Genomic DNA, 20,260 nt, shown 5'->3' with positions numbered 1-20,260 from the left:
AATCCATTCATTTACCATTTATTAAAAGCATAACTTCTTCCCTAGACCTCTGATCTGTTTTAAACAACCCTCTTAAAGCAGATGTGACCGTTTTGGCACCGGGTTTTTTGATGCCCCGCATCGTCATGCAAAGGTGCTCTGCTTCAACGACTACAGCAACACCTAAAGGATTTGCAGCTTTAACAATTGTATCAGCAATCTCACTCGTAAGCCTCTCTTGTAGCTGTGGCTTCTTTGCTAAAACATCAACTATTCTAGCAAGTTTAGAAAGACCAAGTATTGTCCCTTTCCTTGGAAGGTACGCTACATGTGCCACACCCATAAATGGCAATAAATGATGTTCACACATAGAATACATAGGTATATCTTTCACTATGACTATCTCTTGATGCTCATCTTCTTTAAAAGTCTTTATCACATCCATGACATCCGTATGAAGTCCTGAAAATATCTCTTCATACATTCGTGCAACTCTATCAGGCGTCTCTAAAAGCCCTTCCCTATTTGGATCTTCTCCAATAGCTTCAAGTATATCATAAACAGCCTTTTTTATCTTTTCTTTATCAATCATCGCCATGCTCCTCAAATAGAACTTTTTATATCAATATATCATTTTTTAGATTTGTATACAAGTATTAGAGTAATACGACTGCTTACTAAACTACACGAATATTTGTTTGCAAATTAATTTAAAAATTAAAAACGGCTCCATAGAACCGTTTTATGCGTTGCATTTAAAGTTATTTATTCATTTTCGTTTTTTAATTCGTCCTGTTCTGCCTTTGGCTTCATTGTTGGGAATAGTATGACATCCCTTATAGAATATGCATCAGTCATAAACATGATAAGCCTGTCAACGCCGATGCCCAATCCGCCGGTTGGAGGCATACCTACTTCAAGCGCATTTATGAAATCCTCATCCATCATATGTGCCTCATCATTGCCAGCTTCTCTCTGCTTAAGTTGCTCTATAAACCTCTCCTTTTGGTCTATAGGGTCGTTTAACTCTGAAAATGCATTTGCAACTTCCCTGCCATATATAAATGCTTCAAACCTAGATGTAAGTGCAGGATTATCGTGTTTTCTCTTTGCAAGAGGCGATATCTCAACGGGATAGTCCATGATAAATGTAGGCTGGATAAGGTGACTTTCACAGAGTTCATCAAAGACAAGTGCTATGATGTCCCCTTTCTTCATCCCTTCCTTGACTTCCAGGTGATTCTTCTTGGCAATCTCTATAGCTTCTTCATCAGATGATACTTTGTTAAAATCTATGTCTAGAAATTCCTTTATGGCATCTATCATAGTAAGCCTTCTCCAAGGGGGCGTAAGATCTATCTCTGTCCCTTGATATACAATCTTTTTACTGCCATTTACCTTTTCTGCAACGTATGCAAATAAATTCTCTGTTATATCCATCATTCCATGATAATCTGTATATGCCTCATATAATTCCAATAGTGTAAATTCAGGATTGTGCCTTATATCCATTCCTTCATTCCTAAATACTCTTCCCATCTCATATACTTTTTCCAATCCGCCCACAATAAGCCTCTTTAGATGGAGTTCAAGGGCTATCCTCAAGTACATGTCTATATCAAGAGCATTGTGGTGTGTTATAAATGGCCTTGCTGCAGCGCCACCTGCTATAGTATGAAGTATAGGTGTTTCAACTTCTATGAAGCCTCTGCTGTCCAAAAACTCCCTTATGGCCTTTATGATTGCGGTCCTTTTAATAAACGTCTCTTTTACGCCAGGATTGATTATTAGATCCACATACCTCTGCCTGTACCTTAAATCAGGATCTTTAAGTCCATGCCATTTATCAGGAAGTACCTGCAATGACTTTGAAAGAAGCTTAAAATCCTGCACCCTTATAGTTACTTCACCTGTTTTTGACTTAAATACCTCGCCTGTAACACCTATAATATCTCCAATGTCAAGTATTTTAAATATTTCGTAGTTTTTTTCGCCTAATACATCCAACTTAAAATAAAGCTGAATTCTTCCGTCTCTGTCCTGTATATCAGCAAATGATGCCTTGCCATGGCCTCTCTTTGACATTATGCGCCCTGCAATTGTAACTGTCTTACCTTCAAAATTATCATAGTCATTCTTTATTTCTGATGTCATGTTAGTTCTATCAAATTTGTCAATGCCATAGGGCTCTATCCCTAAGCTTCTGAGCTCGTCCAACTTATTTCTTCTTATCTTAAGAAGTTCATTGAGATTTTCACCGTTATTTACATCATTCGTGTTCGCCATAATACTCCTCCAATTTTATTTGTGTATTTCTAGTACTTTGAGTTTTATTATACCTGCCGGCACTTCAACAGAAACGCTGTCACCAACCTTTTTCCCAATTAGTGCTTTGCCTATAGGTGATTCATCAGATATCTTGTTGTTCATAGGGTCGGCTTCCGTAGAACCTACTATTGTGTACTCTGATTCCTCCTTAAATTCCTCATCATAAACCTTTACTGTACAGCCCACACTTACTTTGTCAATTGTAATATCCTCTTCATCGATTACCTGGGCATTTCGAAGCATAGCCTCGATTGTAGCTATTCTTCCTTCAATAAATGCTTGCTCATTTTTTGCTTCATCGTACTCAGAATTTTCACTTAAATCGCCAAAAGCACGTGCTTGTTTTATCTTTTCTGCAACTTCAGGTCTTTTTACAGACTTCAGATAGTCTAACTCTTCTTCTAATTTTTTTAAACCGTCATAAGTCAAAATTACTTGCTTACCCATATTGCCAATCTCCTTTATAACAAATTTGTATTTTATTCTATGTTTAAGCCGTATCATTTATGATAATATTAATACACAAGCACTGCTTCATGCAGTGCTTGTGTCTATATTTTCATGTGGAATATTATAAAACAGTTTACAAATAAAGTCAAGTACTATACAGTGCTAAATCTATTTCCTTTTAATCGCCTTGCAGCGTTCTTTCTGACATTTTCTATAGTTTCCTCTGATACAGCTCTTTCAAAGCTTCTAAATCCCCCCAGTTTAAAGCCATGCTTCTTAGCCAGCTTTGCAATTGTATCTACCTGCTCCACTGTTAAATCTCTCCCTAATGAGTAGTTTTCTATTCTACCTTCCATTGCAAGTATCATCGTCTCTGCCATGCATGCATAGCTGGTCTTTGGTGGAAATCCAAAATTGAAGTGGAAATCTACATCACCAGGTACTTCTACTACACCACCTTCAATGACTAAAACGTCATCTCTTGCATCAGCAACTTCCTTTGATACATCTCTCGGTCGTGCTACATCGCATACAACTGCTCCAGGCTTTAAATATTCTGGTTTGATAATAGTATCAACGGCACTCGTAACCGTTACAACTATGTCAGCACTTTTAAGAGCCTCTTTTACGTCAGATGTGACTCTCGCTGCCATGCCCGTTTTTTCTAGAAGATATCTGCTAAAATCCTCTAGTTTTTGCTTGTTTCTGGCTACCAATGTCATGTATTTTGCTTCTCTGGACAAAATCTCCGCACATACCTTTCCAATAGAACCTGTCGCTCCTATTACAACGACTTCTGAATCTCTTATATCCTTTCCCATTAGCTCGGCGGCCTTTTTTGTGCCTTCTATTGCGGTTGCAATTGTATAGCTGTTGCCAGTTGTCACTGCTATGTTTAGATTTTTCGCAACTGTAAAACCTGCATCCCCAACAACAGATGTGAGAGCACCAAGGCCTACAATTTCAGCGCCTAGATTTTCTGCTATCTTGCCAGCTTTTATTATTTTTTTCATCACATAATCTTCCGGAAGGCTCATCATTTGATTTGAAATAAGCGGCACAGCCACAAAATAACCTTCAGTCTCAGCATATTTGCTTTTTACGCCTGTTATTTCTGAAACCTTAAGAGGTGGCAACATCCGGGTGAAGCCCTCTACGAACCTGCGAGGCAATTTATTCATGATCTTAAACTTTCTGCTAACATCCTCATATTCAATTGGATGTATTATAAACCCAAACTTATGCATCAAACATCATCCTTTCAATCTATTTAATGGAAAATTTATCAATCGCTTATGACATCTTATCTTTCTGCCGCAGCTTTTTCGTTTAAATACTCTACTCTTGGCTCAAAACCAATTTTATCTAGCAACATATTGTAGTCATCTGGCTTCATTTCAGACGGGCTTTTCCCTGATATGGATACGAGAACGGCTTCCATGACATTTGTGCCAAAAGATCTTCCATTTAAGTTTGGAGTTGTTGTAATAAGAAGCTTAACGCCTCTATCTTTAAGCATCTTAACATCATCTTTTGTCACCGTATTTGTTACTATTATTTTATCTTTTAAATCCTCAGGCATGTATTTTTTTACAAAAAGGTAGTCACCAGCTATTATGTCTGCATCCTTATAAAACTTTTCATATTTTTTGCTATCTATAGAAAGCTGCTTATCTCCTGTTGGATACAGCATCTCAAACGGCATCTTGACTATTATAGGAGCAATAATAGCTGCCAAACCATAAAGCAACTTTAGAGAATGAAGTGGGATTGGCAAACCTAAAGCAAATATGATGTCTCCAAGAGTTAATTTTGCTCCATATTCGTGAAATGTCTGTGTCATGCCAAACCTATCCATAGCACTTACTATGAGAACTTTTTTGCCTTTTATGTCGACAATATCGTTGTCATGTATGTATTTTATTACTCTTCTCTCAAGTGTATTCTTAAGGCCAGAACCGTCTACGATAGGGGATTTCTTAGCAGCATTTTTGAGTGGAACTGCATCCTTTATGATATATCTCCTTTCTCCAGCATATAGATAAAGGTCTATTCCGCCCATGCCAAAAGCATCTACTTTTCCATCCAGTTCTTTTATAAGCTCTATGGCTTTTTTCATATCCCCATCTGTACCGATTCTTTCAATTACAAATTTCTCTCCAAATATCTCAGTCTCAACTTTATTATTTCTTGTAGAAGAACCTATACTTACACTGACTACTCTTTTCACTGAATCATCTCCTTAAAGTATTTAAAATGTCTACAATAAGTTCTGGTTTTACATAAACATCCTCTGTAAGAGGTGAATGCCCAATGTTGACACATATTACTTCTTTGTCAAAGATTGCTTCAATCAAATTTGTCCTTTTATCAGAGCCGAGAAATATTATCGTATCATAAGACTGTATCTTCGCGATTATGTCCATGACCATGTTAAAAAGCTCTGCACCTGTCATCTTATCTGCTATGCCTAATCGTTCCTTTTCTGATAGTAGTAGTATAAACTCAATCCCATAATCCTTTAACAACCTTTCAATTTCATCTTTGTTTTTTATAGGAAATCCTATTACTGCAATATTACCGCCTTTCCTCACCTCACCTATATTTTCAAGCCGTGATATAAAACTCCTGTCTACTTTGAATTTTGATGCTGTCTCCTGCTGCGAAAAGCCATTTACCCTCATTTCTATTATTTTATCTATTGTATTGTGCAACTTTTTAATGTTTATAATCTTTTCACCAATTTTTACAAAATCCATATTAACCATCCTTTATGTGCACACATTGTGCTCATACTAGTTATAATTCTACTACTTTTTGGCATATATTTCAAGATGATTTTAAGGCAAATGAAATTTAATCTTCATTTGCCCCAGATCTTTTCTACAGGCTTTAAAAGCATCTCAATGATTTTATTCGTAGCGGTGACTTTTATATCGAAAGCTACAAGCAAATTAAGAGTATATCCAATTACAATCAGTATGAAAAATACTACGATTTCTTTTGTCTTTTTCTTCTTTATTAGCCCAGGTACTTCCATAAATATTATTATTAAAAATATAATCGTGATTCCCAATGCATTTAACATAATTAACCCTCTCATTACCTCGGTTGAATCGATTTTGACGTAAGTCCTGACCTCTTTAGCGAAGCTTTTACACTTACATTAACTTTTACATTTGGATAAATTTCGTCCCATTTGTCCTTTAATTTTTCCCATACCTTAGGATACTTCTCTTGAAGCTTCTGTCCAAGACCTACCGAATCGACTTTATACTTCCTTTGTATAGCATTTAGTGCATCTTCAACCTCGCTTTTGACTTTCTGCTCCTGTAAATTTTCAAGGCCTTTTATCATCTTAAGCTCCGTAAGATTGTACATTGAATTCTGCTCAATCATATTTGAATCAAAATTAATCTTAACATCAAAAGAGACATTGTCGCCACTTACACGAGGTGTAATACTAGACTTTGCTTTTATGATTGTAAATGAAATATGGCTTTTTTCACCTTTAGGCCCTTTATCAATGACAAGCGATGTATTTTTAATGAGATTGTCCATCCACATGATGCCTTTCGTCTGCTCTTCAGTCAAAAAGCCAACCATCTTGTCGTATTTAAATGCAGCGGCGCCTACAAATCTGGCATGCTGGGGTTTCCCATCTTTTTTTACAATTTCTAGTCTTCCAACTATAGGCTGCACTTTCTCCGTCTCAAGTGTCTCAACAAAATGGTTTATGTCACAGACATAACCTGACGAAGTATTTTTCTGGTTTTGAATCATACCCAGAATTTCTCTATATGGGTACTTTTCAACGTTTTTTGACAATTTCATAAGGTCATCAAGTGTACCACCTGTAACAACCACCAAATACGACGTCCTCCTAAACTCGGGATTCCTTGTGATAAAGTCAAGCATACTGTATATGCCAGATCTTGCAAGGTTTTCCCCTATAAAAATTATTTCATTATGCTGAAGAAAAAGCGTCCTTGAAAGCTCTGTGTTGAAATTTGCAAATGCTTTTGCAAAATCAACTCCTCTAGAGCTGTATACTTCATACGGTTTTCCTGCTGCAGCACCTCCACCTCCACCTCCTGAACTCGTTGCTAAATTGGCAGGTTTTAAAGCTTGGACAGTAATGTCGCACATTCTATCTTTATCTATATCCATGCCTATACCCTGTACAAATGCCAGCTCGTTTATCTCTCTCTTATCCCAGCATCCTGTAAGAAGCAATGATAGTATTATTAACAATGCCAAAACTTTTTTCATGAGCAATTCCTCCCCAAAAATTTGAGGTTAGTGATCTTTAACTTCTTGTATAATTTTGCCTCTTGACATTTTTGCCTGCTACTTTATGTGGTCTAAATATCTTTGCCCACCATGGTATCCTTATAAATACGTCATTAAGCTCCCTTGTATTGCTAGGTGCAAGCGGTGAAAGATAAGGCACACCGAAGGATTCCAATGATGCTAGATGTGCCAGTATCATCATAAGTGCCATAATAATGCCAAAAAAGCCAAGTGTACCTCCCACAACCAGCATGGCGAATCTCAAAAGCCTAAAAGTTATTGCTATATTAAATGCAGGTATTGAAAATGACGCTATACCTGTTAGTGCAACAACGATTACTGTTGCAGCCGATACTAGTCCTGCCTGAACTGCCGCTTGGCCAATGACAAGCGCTCCTACTATGCTTACAGCCTGACCTACCTGCATCGGAAGCCTTATTCCTGCTTCTCTCAATATTTCAAAGAAAAACTCCATTAAAAATGCCTCCATAAGCGTCGTAAATGGCACTCCTTCTCTTTGGGCAGCAATAGAAATTGCAAGAGGAGACGGTATCATCTCCTGATGGTACGTCACAGCGGCTACGTAAATCGATGGCAGCGTAAGAGACATAAGCATAGCTGCAAGTCTGAGAATCCTAAACAGTGTCGATATATAGTACCTCTCGTAGTAGTCCTCTGCTGACTGAAAAAATTGGACAAAAGTTGTTGGAACTACAAGGACCTCAGGAGAGCCGTCTGATATGATAGCTACTCTTCCCTCCAGCAATTCCGCTGCGATTTTATCAGGTCGCTCTGAATGCTCTATCTGTGGAAATGGCGAAAATGGATTATCTTCTATCATTTCCTCCAGATATCCACTGTCAACAATGCCATCAATATCTATTTTGTTAAGTCTATTTTTCACCTCTTCTACAACTTCGTCTTTTGCCACGTCTTTGATGTATGCTATTGCGACGTTTGTCTTTGTATACTTCCCAACTTTTAAGCTTTCTATTATGAAATTTGGATTTTTTATTCTTCTCCTAAGCATAGAAGTGTTTACCCTAAGGGTCTCTACAAACGCTTCTTTAGGTCCCCTGACGACAGCCTCTGTCGTCGATTCAGAAATGCTTCTCTGCTCCCACCCTCTTGTACTTATTATAATGGATTTCCTCACTCCATCTACAATAAGTGGAGTATCACCGTCCAAAAGGCTATCTATGATATCTCCAATCTTCTCTTCTTCTTTTATATCAGCAGTTGTTATAAAATAATTTAAAAGCGATTCATAGACACTTTTTTTAGTCAATGCATTTCCATCTAACTTTCTTGTTTCCAATGTAATTGGCTCTATAATATTATTATTTATCAGAGCTTTATCCACCAATCCATCTACACATATTAAAAAAGCTTTTACCTTTTTTTCGCCTATCCTAAATTCTCTAAATATGATATCGCTGCTTTGCTTTAAAAGAGCTTTTAATACATCTAAATTTTTGTCTATATCATCGTATAAATTCATGTCTTTATAGTTTTCAATTAAATAGGATCTGTCCATAAAATCATCTCCAAATTTATTATTCCAAAAACGCATGCAGAATATAATAAATGATTAGAACAAATAATATTTTATATATAAATCTTATAAGGAGTAGAATATGTTCAGAAGTTTTTTGAGTTTTGAAGTAACAACAGAAAAAAAAATATCACCAAAGCAATTTATATACATAATAATATCAGTTGTACTATCTACAGCTACAATTTTTTTGCCATCTATTGTTGCATCAAAAGCCGAACAAGATTCATGGGTCTCAGTTCTAATTGCAACAGGATTCAGTATACCTGTATTTTGCCTTTACTACGGCATATCCAATATGTTTAAAGACAAAACTGTATTCTCTTTTGTGGAAGACATATTCGGTAAAATTTTGGGGAAAATAATCGCTTTTTTGTATCTTTTATTTTTTATTCATTTAGCTATAATAATGATTAGAGAACTTCTCGAAATCATGCGTAGCACGTTTATGCCTAAAACACCTCCTATAGTATTTTCATTCGTATTGATGGTTGTTGCTTCATACGCCATTACAAAGGGGTTTATTGCAATTGCCAGAATGAATGAAGTTGTATTTCCTTTGGGCATGGGGCTTTTAGGATTCGTTATTTTTTTCTCAATCCCATATATAAAAATGGAAAACTTCCTTCCTGTATTGGCAAAGGGGTTTCTGCCGCCCATAAAAGGATCTTTTCCATTGACTTCATGGATGCTTGAAAGCATAATAATATTAGCTATTTTCCCTCACATATCTAATAGCAAAAAAGTTTTAAAAAGTGGTATTATATCACTCCTCTTTATATCTTTCGCACTTCTACTGGGAGTCCTTGCAATAGGAATTTTTGGTTCAAAAACAACAGCCGATTTTAAATTTACTGCGCTGGAAATGACTCGTACTATAAGACTTAGCAATTACTTTGCAAGGCTTGATTCAATGATAATGGCTGTATGGATAGAAGGCATATTTATGAAAATAACAATATTTTTGTATATAATTGTAAAAGGATTTTCTGATATAATAAATTTTGATGATTTTAGATTTGCTGTACTTCCAATTGCATCAATAATTGTTCCTATGTCTATATTTGTATCTACAAATATAGATGAGTTATACAACTTCTTGAAGGATACATTTTTTTATGAAACATTTATTTTCGAAATCATTTTACCTGTATTTATATTCACAGTCGCAAAAATAAGAAAGCTGGACAAAAAAACAAATGTCCAGCAAAAATAATCACATTCTCTCAATGTTGCGTTCGTATATTATCCTTAATCCTTCTAGCGTAAGCATGTCATTTACAGTATCTATAACTTTTGCTTCTTGTGCTATCAGCTTTGCAAGTCCACCCGTTGCAACGACATAGGCATTCTCAGCAAATTCCCTTTTCATCTTGTTTACTATATAATCAACCATACCGGCATGGCCGTAAATTAAGCCTGACTGCATACTTTCAACAGTATTTTTACATATGACTTTTTCAGGTTTTATAAGCTCTATCTTAGGAAGTTTTGCTGTTCTTTGAAACAGTGCATCTGCCGATATGATCAATCCTGGTGCAATGGCACCACCTAAATACTCACAGTTCTTTGAGACAGCACAAAATGTTGTCGCTGTGCCAAAGTCGATAATTATGACAGGGCCTCCATACAATTCATACGCTGCAACGGCATTTACAATTCTATCTGCACCAACTTCCCTCGGATTATCGTATCTTATGTTTATTCCTGTCTTTATGCCGGGGCCTACTATTATAGGATATACATTGAAATATTTTATAGTCATTGCTTCAAGTGTGTGCATTATAGGAGGCACAACAGATGATATTATGGCTGCATTTATGTCACTTAAATGCATATTCCTGTACTCGATAAGCTGTTTTATTAATATTCCATACTCATCTGACGTCTTTGTCTTGTCTGTGGCAATTCTAAATGAATATAAAAGCTTCTTTCCATCGTACACACCCAATACAATGTTCGTATTTCCTACATCAAAGACAAGCAGCATTCAAATACATTCCTTTCAATTTATTGTTAAAGCAGGCAATACGCCTGCTTTTTTACTTAATATATCTTTTTACAGATTTAACTATGACCGTAGTCAAAATCACTGCTACAATGACTTCAAATACCGTGTTTTTAAGTACAATCAACAATGCAGCTTGTATAGTTAAATACTTCTTAATGACAGATAACCCCAATACACCAACTGTATTTGTAAGAGTACCTGCAATAGCTGCAATGCCTGCGCTTTTTGAAATTTTATAAACGTAATACGCCACAATGCCTATTAAAAGCCTTGGCAATATAGCAATTATTGGGTCAGCAAAAAGTGGAGTATTTTGCCTTATAAAGCTTGATATACCAAAAATAAGTCCTATAAAAGTCCCCACGTAAGGCCCTTCCAATATAGAACCTATTATCGTTGGTATATGCATTGTAGTGGCATTGGCTATCCCTAAAGGTATATATCCCAGCGGCGTTGTAGCCATTACTATAGATATAGCCGATAGCATGCCAGCGACAGTAATTTGCCTTACAGTTAATTTTGATGTCACATTTTCCACCTCCAATCCAGTTCCATTAGGGATACCGGTCGAAATATTTTAAATAAATTACAGTCCAGCTCAAATAGATGCTGGCAAAATTATTCTATCAAAATAACGCATACATATCAAGTTGATAATTTAATAAATCATTTAAGAGACAGAAGAATATCACCTGTATTAACAGAAGCACCTTTTGAAACATTTATCGATGCTACGACACCATCATAAGGTGATGTAATCTCATTTTCCATCTTCATTGCTTCGAGTATAATCAGAACATCGCCTCTTTTTACAGTCTGACCTAAGCTTACTTTTATGTCCAATATTGTGCCAGGCATAGGTGCGTTTACAGTAGCAGCACCATCAATCACTTCCTGCGTATTTTTAATTTGTGTGTGATTATAAGAAGGTATATTCTCCTTTTTTACAGCGCTTTCTTCGACACTTTTCTTATCATATGAAATATCACTTTTGACCTCTTCTACTTCTACATCATATTTCTTGCCATTAACGGTAACTATAAATTTTTTCATTTTGTATCCTCCTTGCTTACTTCATCTGACTATAAAGGCCAGCTTTACGCCATTCAGGCATACCGGAACTGACTCTTTTTATTGTTTTAATGCGGAATTTTGAAGCAGAATTGCCAAATGCCGCAAAAATTGCAGCCTCTATAGCAGCAACTATCTCTTCATTTATCTCATCCATATTTTCACTTCCCATTCCAACAATATATAATAAATTTAAACCGGAAAATTCCCATGTTTTTTGCTGGGTCTCGACTCTCTTTTGCTCATAAGCATGTCAAACGCAGAAATGAGGCGAGGCCTGGTTTCACTAGGCAGTATTACATCATCTACATATCCTCTTGATGCGGCTCTGTAGGGATTTGCAAAGTTTTCTCTGTATTCTTTTATCTTTTCATTCCTTGCAGCAACTGGATCATCAGATGATTTTATCTCATTTTTAAATACTATGTTGGCTGCCCCATCAGGTCCCATGACTGCAATTTCGGCAGTAGGCCACGCCAGCACAATATCTGCGCCCAAGTCCTTGCTGCACATGGCAAGATATGCTCCGCCGTAAGCCTTTCTGACTATCAGCGTTACTTTAGGAACTGTAGCTTCAGAATATGCATAAAGCATCTTTGCACCGTGCCTTATAATACCGCCGTACTCTTGGTTTGTGCCAGGCAAAAATCCCGGAACATCCACTATATTTAATAATGGTATATTGAAAGCGTCGCAAAATCTTATAAACCTTGACGCTTTATCAGACGCATTTATGTCAAGACATCCTGCCAGAATTTTCGGTTGATTTGCTATTATACCGATTGTCCTTCCGTTGAGCCTTGCAAATGCTGTTATTATATTTTCTGCGTACATAGACTGTGACTCCAAATATATACCATCGTCCACAATTTCTGAAATAATTTCTTTCATATCATACGGCTTGTTGGGGTTGTCAGGAATTATTTCCATAAGTCTATCGGACAGTCTGTTTATATCATCATTCATCATATGCTGTGGAGGATCCTCCAGATTATTTGACGGCAGATAACTTAAAAGTGTTCTAACCATTTCTAAACATTCTTCGTCATTTGCAGCTCTAAAATGAGCCACACCGCTTTTCGTACTGTGTGTAATAGAACCTCCAAGCTCCTCGGCAGACACATCTTCACCTGTTACAGCTTTTATAACCTGCGGCCCTGTGATAAACATCTGGCTGGTTTTATCCACCATAAATATAAAATCCGTCAAAGCAGGCGAGTAAACAGCACCACCGGCACTAGGGCCCATAATCACTGATATCTGCGGAATAACACCAGATGCCAGTGTATTTCTAAAAAATATATTTCCATATCCCGACAGTGCATCGACACCTTCTTGTATCCTAGCCCCGCCAGAATCATTTAAACCTATAAGCGGTGCTCCCATCTTTACTGCCATATCCATGATTTTCGTGATTTTCTTTGCATGATATTCGCCTAATGACCCTCCAAGGACGGTAAAGTCCTGTGCATACACGTAAACAAGCCTTCCATCTATTGTACCGTACCCAGTTACAACACCTTCACCTGGTATTCTCTGCTTTTCCATTCCAAAGTCAATACATCTATGTTCGACAAATGCATCTATCTCCACAAAACTATCTTCATCCAAAAGTTTTTCTATTCTTTCCCTTGCGGTAAGCTTTCCCTTTTGATGTTGCTTTTCTACTTTATCTGCACCACCGCCTTCACAAATTGACTCCCTTCTCTTAAGAAGGTCCTCAACTCTGTCCTCCATCGACATCTATTTACCTCCTTTGTATGTTACTAACTTCTAATATATCATATTATGACCTAATAATAAATATCAATTTTGTAAATTGAGGTAAAAAGTATGCAAAAATATTTAAAAGCGGATAAAAGAGATTTTCTCTTAAATCCGCTCAATTTTTGCATGTCAAGTAAATCTTAAAGGCTTTTAGATTTATATATTAATTTAGCAGAGGTTCAATCTTCTCAGATATCTCTTTTATAACTATATCCAGTCCAAAATATCCGCTTTGCATCTTTAATTTTGACAAAAGCTTTAAATATTGTTTTAAAGTGCCCATTATTACTACCTGAGACTTTTCAATGCTCATATTTATGCATCCTCTCTCTACAGCCGCTTCACCGCCTAATGCAAGCATCTCCTGTTTTATAATGTTTGCTGCTGCCGGATGAACATCTTTAAGCTTTATGACGCAAAATACCGCCTTTGAAGCCATTATTGCTACAGATACATCTTCAATATTCAGCTTCTTCAGCTCATTTTTAGCTTCACTTAGATTATCAATTTTCAGGATTTCGCTTTTCATATTAAAATAAACCGGTTATTTTACCCTCCTCGTCGATATCCATCCTCTCTGCTGCGGGTGATTTTGGAAGCCCGGGCATTGTCATAATATCACCCGTCATAACAACAATAAATCCAGCTCCGGCAGATATATTTAATCCCTTAACTGTTATATCAAAGCCTTCTGGTCTTCCCAAAAGCTTTGGATTATCTGATAGGGAATACTGAGTTTTAGCAACACATACTGGAAGATTATCTAGTCCGAGATCTTCTATATTTTTAAGGTCCTTAAGTGCTTCCTTAGTATACCCAACACCATCTGCACCGTATATTTCTTTTGCAATTGTCTTTATTTTATCTTTTATCGGCATGTTTAATTCATAAAGAGGTTTAAACTTTGACTCTTTTTCACAAGCGTTTATGACCTGCTTTGCCAATTCGATACCGCCTTCGCCGCCTTTTTCCCATACATCGGCAACTGATACATCTACATCTAAATCCTTGCATGACTTTTTAACATATTCAATTTCGCTTTCTGTATCGTATTTGAATCTGTTTATAGCCACAACAACAGGTATGCCATATTTATGTACATTTTCAATCTGCTTCAGCAAATTACCTATGCCCTTTCTTAAAGCATCTAAATTTTCAGCTGTAAGCTCATCTTTTTTAAGCCCCCCATGCATCTTAAGAGCCCTTATAGTTGCTACAACGACAGCAGCACTGGGTTTTAATCCTCCATATCTGCATTTAATATCAAAAAACTTTTCTGCTCCTAAGTCTGCACCAAATCCAGCTTCCGTCACAAGATAGTCTGCAAGTTTCAAACCATATTTTGTAGCTATGATGCTATTGCATCCGTGGGCAATGTTAGCAAATGGACCTCCATGTATAAATGCAGGCACATTTTCTAGTGTCTGTACCAAATTCGGCTTTATAGCATCTTTTAAAAGAAGTGTCATAGCTCCATCGGCCTTTAAATCCTTTGCTGTAACAGGATTTCCGTCTTTGTCGTACCCAATTATTATCTTGCCTATCCTTTCTTTTAAATCCTTAAAATCCGTAGCCAGACAAAGTATAGCCATAATTTCAGATGCAACAGTGATGATAAAGCCATCCTGCCTTGGAAAACCATTTGCCTTTCCTCCAAGCCCTACGACGATCTCCCGCAATGCTCTATCGTTCATGTCAATAGCTCTTTTCCAAGTTATACGCCTTACATCGATGTTAAGCTCATTGCCTTGATGTATATGATTGTCAATCATAGCAGATAACAGATTATGTGCTGATCCTATAGCATGCATATCACCTGTAAAATGGAGATTTATATCTTCCATCGGAACAACTTGCGAATAACCACCACCAGCAGCGCCGCCTTTTATTCCCATACATGGGCCTAAAGACGGTTCTCTTAAAGCTATAGCAGCTTTCTTTTTAAGGCGGTTTAAGGCTTGTCCTAATCCTACAGTAACAGTAGATTTGCCCTCGCCTGCCGGTGTAGGGTTAATTGAAGTAACCAAAATAAGTTTTCCATCTTCGTTGTCCTTCACTTTGTCCCAAAGCTTTGGTGAAACTTTCGCTTTGTAATTTCCGTAAAGCTCCAAATAGTCACTTTCGATGCCTATCTTTTCCCCCACGTCAACTATAGGAAGCATCTTAGCCTCTTGTGCTATTTCTATATCTGTTTTCAAAAAAATCACCCCAGTTATTATCTTCTCAATTCTAAATAGATATTAACTATTGTTCCAACACCTTTTTTACTCAATATCCTTAAATCACCGCCGTATTTGCTTAAAATATTTTTACAAATAGGCAGTCCCAGTCCTGTCCCATCTTTTTTAGTTGTAAAAAGGGGCATCATAACTTTTTTCAAATTCTCTCTATCTATTCCGCAGCCGTTATCTGCTATCTTTATTATAACCTTATTTTTATAAGAATTAAATCTCGTAGTCAAACATATTTTGCCGCCAATTCCTATTGCTTGAAACGAATTTTGAAAAATATTCAAAAGAATTTGCTTCAGTTGATTGTTATCCATTTTTACCATAGGCACTTCATTCAGCTTTTTAACTATTTCTATCTGCCTCTGCTTAGCCTCCGCTTCTATCAATACCATGTATTTTTCTATTAATTCATTTAAATCAGTTTCATTTTCATTTTGACTGTTTCTCACAACACCTAAATAGCTCATGGCTAAATCTATTATTCTATCCGACTCGTTTATTATCGTATCGAAATATGCTGGATCACCTTTCTCTTTAATCTGCATCAACTGTAAGAAACCTCTTATAGATGTAATAGAATTTTTTATTTCGTGAATAAGGGATGCTGCAAGTGCTCCCATTAAATTAAACTTTTCGCTTTTTTCTATGATCTCTCCAAATCTCAATTTTTCTGTCACATCTTTTATAATCAAGCAAAAAAACTTATCATCGTACGTGTCAGCTACCTCTATCGACAAAAATCGACCACTGCTCTTTATATTGTACACCACAATCTTTTTACTCATTATTTCATCAAATTCTATACTTTCATCTAATGACTTCAATAATTTCACTATGTCTTTATGAAAAATTTTTTTATAGTCTACATTTATAAGATTACAGGCAGCTTTATTTAGGTACTCTATATGCTTTCTCTTATCAATTAATATAATCCCTGTGTCAACCATGTCAATAATCTTAAATCTGTTGTACAGCAAATCCAAATAAGCATTTATGTCATGCACAGAATTAAACTCGCTTCTTACAAAATTAAGTGTCGAAATTATGCAAATCCTACTGCCATCATCCGAGTCTAAAAAATTATCAACCATTTTAAATCTCAATGTAAATCCATACCTAGAATTTAAAGTTATGTCATAAATATTTTCATCAATTTTTTTAGCATCATTAAGAAAGAAATTTTTAAAAAAGAAATCATAATTTTCACCTATATCATCATGATTAAAGCCTAACAATCTTAAAAGAACGCTGTTTATATAAATTATTTCCCCTTCAAAATTTTTAAGCATAATAAATTTATGTGATTCGTCAATCAAATCGAAAATCCATTTATATTTTGACTCTTCTGATGATTTTAGCACTTCATCCATGATAATTCCTCTTTTCTTTAGTAAAAATTTAATTGTCTACTTATGTAACATTTACCAATTATATATTTTGACACAATTGTCAAAAATCCTTCTTCTTTTGACAAATTTTCTCAACATTTATTAAAAAATTTATAAATTTTTTAGAAGTGAGTTATATCTTAAATTAACTTATTAAGACAAAATGATTCACTCTTGATGTTGAATATTTTATGAAGAAAGGTGAATATACTTATATATTCAGCAAGAATGTTTTTCCCTTTACGAATTAATAAAATTTAATGTCTTTCTCTTTAATATAGTAAAAATAATAAAGCCTTATACCCTTTATCACAGGACATAAGGCTTTATTATCAAAAATCACCAAACTTTAATATAATTATCGCCTTTTTTCAAAAGTGTAATCGGCCCTATAGGACTGCTTTCCGATTTTTTTAAATTCAGATAGTCGGTGTCTAAGATCAATTCTTTACCGTCAGGGCTCTCAAACTCAGCGTCAACAATGCGCACTCTTTCCAATGTCTTTGTTGAATGAATATCACCTACAATGTCTCCGAAATCATCTGGCAATTGACATGAAAGATAAACCTCGTCTCCTTTTTCAATAATGCTGAACTTTGGATCAAACTCCCTATCAACCAGCTTGTCCTTCTCTCTTTCAAATGGTTCTGCTCCATTGAAGTATGCATTTTTATTAATATAAACAGGTTGCTCGACGCGCTCAAATTCTCCTAAGTCTCCAGGTACTGCATTAACTTTTTCAATATACTCTTCTAAAGACGTGGTATAGTTTTGATAATGGGAAGTGCCAACATTTTCTACTCCGTCTTTTCCGATGAAGATATTGTTGTAGAAGCGGTCGTCTCCACCATAGACGAATGCAAACCCTGCAACTTTAGTGCTGTGTGGAAGGTGATATTGAGTTGAACGATTTAACACCTTTCGTTGATTCATCTTGCCTGCAATTAAATTATTTATATATGCTCCACCTTGCGACATATTATCAATAGCATATTCTGAAGCCAGTATATTATGATCCACGACGTATGGCCCATGACTTACCTCAACAAATATATCCCTGTTATTATTGTAAAACAAGTTTTTGCTAACCCTTGTCCCCTGTGCTTCCCAATCTAGCCATAATCCTAATGAACAATCATGAATACGGTTATGATAAATCTGTACGTCTATAGCCGCATGTAGCTTTATACCAGCTATTTCATGCCCGTAGAATTCTCGCTTTAAAGCAATGTTGTAAATATGATTATTATAGATCTCACTAAAGACACATCCTAAATGTCCAACAATTGCATTTTGCCCGCAATCGTAAATTGTATTGTTTCTGATAATATGTGAACCTATCTTTTCTTTAGACCAACCATTGCGCTCGGCACTAAAAACAGCTTCTAATTGATATTGATATCCGGGCTTATCCTTCCGTATAGAACGATAGTTGTGGCCTGTTGTGGCTTCTTTGCCGATACTGATAGCGCTGCATTTAGCATCGTGGATAATATTGTCCTCGATTATCCATCCTTTACTCCAATTTGGACCTATAAGCCCTGGCTGGTCGGCTGTTGGAGGTGCCCATGGTGTTGCCGCATGTGCCATCTCAAAGCCTTTGACGGTAATATAGTCTATACCTGTTTCGACAGGATAGAAACACGATCTCCTGACATTTATCTCGACAAATTCTTCATTTGGATCGGCACCTTGAAAATTCGCATAAATCGTAGTCTTTTCCGAATCTACTTCGGCATACCAAACATATTTTGTCTGTTCTACATTGTGAACAGGTACAATTTTTTGCGTCCAATGATCAATAATTTCTGTCCTAACCTGTGGGTCAATCAACTGCTCATAGCTTGTAACTTCATAAAATGACATGCCATTTAGATACACATCCCCCAGATGCTTCTTTTCCTCCACAGTAAGCAACCAATCTCCAAACACCTCTTCTTTATACGGGTTAAACTCACCAAAAAAGGAATTTGGCAACTGGCATTTCCAGACGTTACCTTCTACATGATGCCAGCTTTGAATCCGTTCAGAACCCTTTATAACTACTTTTTCACCTTCTGCCGCTTTGTATGTAATCCTTCTTTTGTCGCTTAATCCTTTATACTTAGGTTTTACCCATTCACGGTACACTCCTTCATGGACTATAATTGTGTCTCCAGCCATTGCAACAGAAGCAGCCTTATTTATAGTCAAAAACGGATCTTTCAGTGTCCCTTTGCCCTGATCTGAACCGGTTTTCGCTACATGATATTCCATTTGTTTTAACAACCTCCTCCATAAATGATTAATTTTATTTTAAAAAATATATATTGTAATCTCTATGCAAAAAGTAGTATACTTTAAGACAATATTAGTGTTTTTTTAGGAGGAAAAGTCATGGTCTTTTTTCAAAAACACGGTGTAAATGAAAAAGATCTGTTCCGCTTCTTTTCGCTGAAGAATTATCAATTCCCATTTCATTTTCACAGGGCTTATGAATTAATATATATCAACAATGGACGATTATCTGTGTCAATTGGCAAAAAAGAATACATATTGGAGCAAAATGATTTAGCTTTTATCTTTTCAAATCAGATGCATGAATTTAAGACAATTGATTTTTCTGATATTACAATTACTCTTTTTTCTCCTGAGCTTATCGGAGATTTTTACATGAATTACAAAGGCATGATCCCTGACGATAATATATTACATTTAGATAGATATATAGATTTTAATGAGCTTAATTCCATCTACAGCAAAAAAAGCTTTCTATATTCGATATGCGATAAATTGGTAAAGCAGAAGTCATTCATCCCAGTTAAACAATCAGCACAAACAAAAGTACTCTACAAAATGCTGCTTTATATTGAGCAAAATTATTCAAATGTTTGTACATTAAAGAACGTTGCAGAACATCTAAATTACGATTATCCATATTTATCAAAATTATTTGTCCAGCAGATGGATATGACTTTTACTGAATATCTAAATAACTATCGCATTTCGCAGGCATGTTATATGCTAAAAAACAGCAATCTTTCTATTGGCGAAATTGCTTCTAATTGTGGATATAACAATTTAAGAACATTCCATAGAAACTTTAGGAGAATTACTAATATGTCTCCTAAAGAGTACCAAAAATTAGATTAATCATGGAAATAATATTAGCTGATGAATTTACACATCCAATGGCAGTAAATAAATC

The 20,260-nt window shown here is 35.9% G+C and carries 20 protein-coding genes; 2 read left to right on the top strand and 18 right to left on the bottom strand.

Going from position 1 to position 20,260, the window contains the following annotated elements; genetic code table 11:
- Window positions 1-7 precede the first annotated feature (7 nt).
- The 9 genes from folE to TTHE_RS01850 form a co-directional block, all read right to left on the bottom strand.
- Window positions 8-571, bottom strand: a complete 564-nt coding sequence (folE, locus tag TTHE_RS01890) for a GTP cyclohydrolase I FolE (RefSeq protein ID WP_013296926.1) — start codon at window positions 569-571, stop codon at window positions 8-10.
- 173 nt (window positions 572-744) lie between these two features.
- Window positions 745-2,265: a lysine--tRNA ligase gene (lysS, locus tag TTHE_RS01885; RefSeq protein WP_013296925.1), complete on the bottom strand. Its 1,521-nt coding sequence runs from the start codon at window positions 2,263-2,265 to the stop codon at window positions 745-747.
- A gap of 15 nt (window positions 2,266-2,280) precedes the next feature.
- Window positions 2,281-2,754 carry a transcription elongation factor GreA gene (greA, locus tag TTHE_RS01880; protein ID WP_013296924.1) on the bottom strand — a complete coding sequence of 158 codons (474 nt, stop codon included), beginning with the start codon at window positions 2,752-2,754 and terminating at the stop codon, window positions 2,281-2,283.
- A gap of 155 nt (window positions 2,755-2,909) precedes the next feature.
- Window positions 2,910-4,004: an NAD(P)H-binding protein gene (locus TTHE_RS01875; RefSeq protein WP_013296923.1), complete on the bottom strand. Its 1,095-nt coding sequence runs from the start codon at window positions 4,002-4,004 to the stop codon at window positions 2,910-2,912.
- A gap of 56 nt (window positions 4,005-4,060) precedes the next feature.
- Entirely contained in the window at window positions 4,061-4,987 is a 927-nt protein-coding gene (locus tag TTHE_RS01870; protein ID WP_013296922.1) for a hypothetical protein, read from the bottom strand.
- 4 nt (window positions 4,988-4,991) lie between these two features.
- Window positions 4,992-5,516 (bottom strand): hypothetical protein, encoded by a 525-nt coding sequence (locus tag TTHE_RS01865; protein WP_013296921.1) that lies wholly within the window; start codon window positions 5,514-5,516, stop codon window positions 4,992-4,994.
- 104 nt (window positions 5,517-5,620) lie between these two features.
- Window positions 5,621-5,845 carry a hypothetical protein gene (locus TTHE_RS01860; RefSeq protein WP_013296920.1) on the bottom strand — a complete coding sequence of 75 codons (225 nt, stop codon included), beginning with the start codon at window positions 5,843-5,845 and terminating at the stop codon, window positions 5,621-5,623.
- Between the two features lie 14 nt (window positions 5,846-5,859).
- The gene (locus TTHE_RS01855) at window positions 5,860-7,029 is read right to left on the bottom strand and encodes a Ger(x)C family spore germination protein (protein ID WP_013296919.1); all 1,170 of its coding nucleotides are present in this window, start codon (window positions 7,027-7,029) and stop codon (window positions 5,860-5,862) included.
- A 37-nt stretch (window positions 7,030-7,066) separates the two neighbouring features.
- Entirely contained in the window at window positions 7,067-8,587 is a 1,521-nt protein-coding gene (locus tag TTHE_RS01850) for a spore germination protein (protein ID WP_013296918.1), read from the bottom strand.
- Window positions 8,588-8,687: 100 nt separating this feature from the next.
- Here TTHE_RS01850 and TTHE_RS01845 point away from each other — a divergent pair, with 100 nt between their 5' ends.
- Window positions 8,688-9,821 (top strand): GerAB/ArcD/ProY family transporter, encoded by a 1,134-nt coding sequence (locus tag TTHE_RS01845; protein ID WP_013296917.1) that lies wholly within the window; start codon window positions 8,688-8,690, stop codon window positions 9,819-9,821.
- On the opposite strand, the gene TTHE_RS01840 is transcribed toward TTHE_RS01845, so the two are convergent.
- From TTHE_RS01840 to TTHE_RS01805, 9 genes are all read right to left on the bottom strand, one after another.
- On the bottom strand, window positions 9,822-10,595 hold the full coding sequence (locus TTHE_RS01840; RefSeq protein ID WP_013296916.1) for a type III pantothenate kinase: 774 nt from the start codon (window positions 10,593-10,595) through the stop codon (window positions 9,822-9,824). It lies immediately after the preceding gene.
- A 52-nt stretch (window positions 10,596-10,647) separates the two neighbouring features.
- Complete coding sequence (locus TTHE_RS01835; protein ID WP_013296915.1) at window positions 10,648-11,145, bottom strand: ECF transporter S component; 498 nt, start codon at window positions 11,143-11,145, stop codon at window positions 10,648-10,650.
- Window positions 11,146-11,282: 137 nt separating this feature from the next.
- Window positions 11,283-11,669: a biotin/lipoyl-containing protein gene (locus TTHE_RS01830; protein WP_013296914.1), complete on the bottom strand. Its 387-nt coding sequence runs from the start codon at window positions 11,667-11,669 to the stop codon at window positions 11,283-11,285.
- Window positions 11,670-11,685: 16 nt separating this feature from the next.
- Complete coding sequence (locus TTHE_RS14285; protein ID WP_013296913.1) at window positions 11,686-11,844, bottom strand: hypothetical protein; 159 nt, start codon at window positions 11,842-11,844, stop codon at window positions 11,686-11,688.
- Window positions 11,845-11,879: 35 nt separating this feature from the next.
- A complete protein-coding gene (locus tag TTHE_RS01825) occupies window positions 11,880-13,430 on the bottom strand; it encodes an acyl-CoA carboxylase subunit beta (protein ID WP_013296912.1) in 1,551 nt (516 codons plus the stop codon).
- Between the two features lie 187 nt (window positions 13,431-13,617).
- Window positions 13,618-13,983: a hypothetical protein gene (locus TTHE_RS01820; protein WP_013296911.1), complete on the bottom strand. Its 366-nt coding sequence runs from the start codon at window positions 13,981-13,983 to the stop codon at window positions 13,618-13,620.
- A gap of 1 nt (window position 13,984) precedes the next feature.
- Complete coding sequence (locus TTHE_RS01815; RefSeq protein ID WP_013296910.1) at window positions 13,985-15,652, bottom strand: formate--tetrahydrofolate ligase; 1,668 nt, start codon at window positions 15,650-15,652, stop codon at window positions 13,985-13,987.
- A 17-nt stretch (window positions 15,653-15,669) separates the two neighbouring features.
- Window positions 15,670-17,055, bottom strand: a complete 1,386-nt coding sequence (locus TTHE_RS01810) for an ATP-binding protein (protein WP_013296909.1) — start codon at window positions 17,053-17,055, stop codon at window positions 15,670-15,672.
- A 357-nt stretch (window positions 17,056-17,412) separates the two neighbouring features.
- Window positions 17,413-19,329: a right-handed parallel beta-helix repeat-containing protein gene (locus tag TTHE_RS01805; protein ID WP_013296908.1), complete on the bottom strand. Its 1,917-nt coding sequence runs from the start codon at window positions 19,327-19,329 to the stop codon at window positions 17,413-17,415.
- A gap of 120 nt (window positions 19,330-19,449) precedes the next feature.
- On the opposite strand from TTHE_RS01805, the gene TTHE_RS01800 reads away from it, so the two are divergent.
- Window positions 19,450-20,205 (top strand): AraC family transcriptional regulator, encoded by a 756-nt coding sequence (locus TTHE_RS01800; protein WP_013296907.1) that lies wholly within the window; start codon window positions 19,450-19,452, stop codon window positions 20,203-20,205.
- The last annotated feature ends 55 nt before the right edge of the window (window positions 20,206-20,260 follow it).

This window comes from Thermoanaerobacterium thermosaccharolyticum DSM 571 (assembly GCF_000145615.1).
Lineage (GTDB): Bacteria > Bacillota > Thermoanaerobacteria > Thermoanaerobacterales > Thermoanaerobacteraceae > Thermoanaerobacterium > Thermoanaerobacterium thermosaccharolyticum.
This window is presented reverse-complemented; position numbering and strand designations above follow the sequence as displayed.

Excerpts from the sequence above, each read along its gene's own strand:
- folE (WP_013296926.1), bottom strand. The coding sequence starts at position 571 with ATGATTGATAAAGAAAAGATAAAAAAGGCTGTTTATGATATACTTGAA.
- lysS (WP_013296925.1), bottom strand. The coding sequence starts at position 2,265 with ATGGCGAACACGAATGATGTAAATAACGGTGAAAATCTCAATGAACTT.
- greA (WP_013296924.1), bottom strand. The coding sequence starts at position 2,754 with ATGGGTAAGCAAGTAATTTTGACTTATGACGGTTTAAAAAAATTAGAA.
- TTHE_RS01875 (WP_013296923.1), bottom strand. The coding sequence starts at position 4,004 with ATGCATAAGTTTGGGTTTATAATACATCCAATTGAATATGAGGATGTT.
- TTHE_RS01865 (WP_013296921.1), bottom strand. The coding sequence starts at position 5,516 with ATGGATTTTGTAAAAATTGGTGAAAAGATTATAAACATTAAAAAGTTG.
- TTHE_RS01860 (WP_013296920.1), bottom strand. The coding sequence starts at position 5,845 with ATGTTAAATGCATTGGGAATCACGATTATATTTTTAATAATAATATTT.
- TTHE_RS01855 (WP_013296919.1), bottom strand. The coding sequence starts at position 7,029 with ATGAAAAAAGTTTTGGCATTGTTAATAATACTATCATTGCTTCTTACA.
- TTHE_RS01850 (WP_013296918.1), bottom strand. The coding sequence starts at position 8,587 with ATGGACAGATCCTATTTAATTGAAAACTATAAAGACATGAATTTATAC.
- TTHE_RS01845 (WP_013296917.1), top strand. The coding sequence starts at position 8,688 with ATGTTCAGAAGTTTTTTGAGTTTTGAAGTAACAACAGAAAAAAAAATA.
- TTHE_RS01840 (WP_013296916.1), bottom strand. The coding sequence starts at position 10,595 with ATGCTGCTTGTCTTTGATGTAGGAAATACGAACATTGTATTGGGTGTG.
- TTHE_RS01830 (WP_013296914.1), bottom strand. The coding sequence starts at position 11,669 with ATGAAAAAATTTATAGTTACCGTTAATGGCAAGAAATATGATGTAGAA.
- TTHE_RS14285 (WP_013296913.1), bottom strand. The coding sequence starts at position 11,844 with ATGGATGAGATAAATGAAGAGATAGTTGCTGCTATAGAGGCTGCAATT.
- TTHE_RS01825 (WP_013296912.1), bottom strand. The coding sequence starts at position 13,430 with ATGTCGATGGAGGACAGAGTTGAGGACCTTCTTAAGAGAAGGGAGTCA.
- TTHE_RS01820 (WP_013296911.1), bottom strand. The coding sequence starts at position 13,983 with ATGAAAAGCGAAATCCTGAAAATTGATAATCTAAGTGAAGCTAAAAAT.
- TTHE_RS01810 (WP_013296909.1), bottom strand. The coding sequence starts at position 17,055 with ATGGATGAAGTGCTAAAATCATCAGAAGAGTCAAAATATAAATGGATT.
- TTHE_RS01805 (WP_013296908.1), bottom strand. The coding sequence starts at position 19,329 with ATGGAATATCATGTAGCGAAAACCGGTTCAGATCAGGGCAAAGGGACA.
- TTHE_RS01800 (WP_013296907.1), top strand. The coding sequence starts at position 19,450 with ATGGTCTTTTTTCAAAAACACGGTGTAAATGAAAAAGATCTGTTCCGC.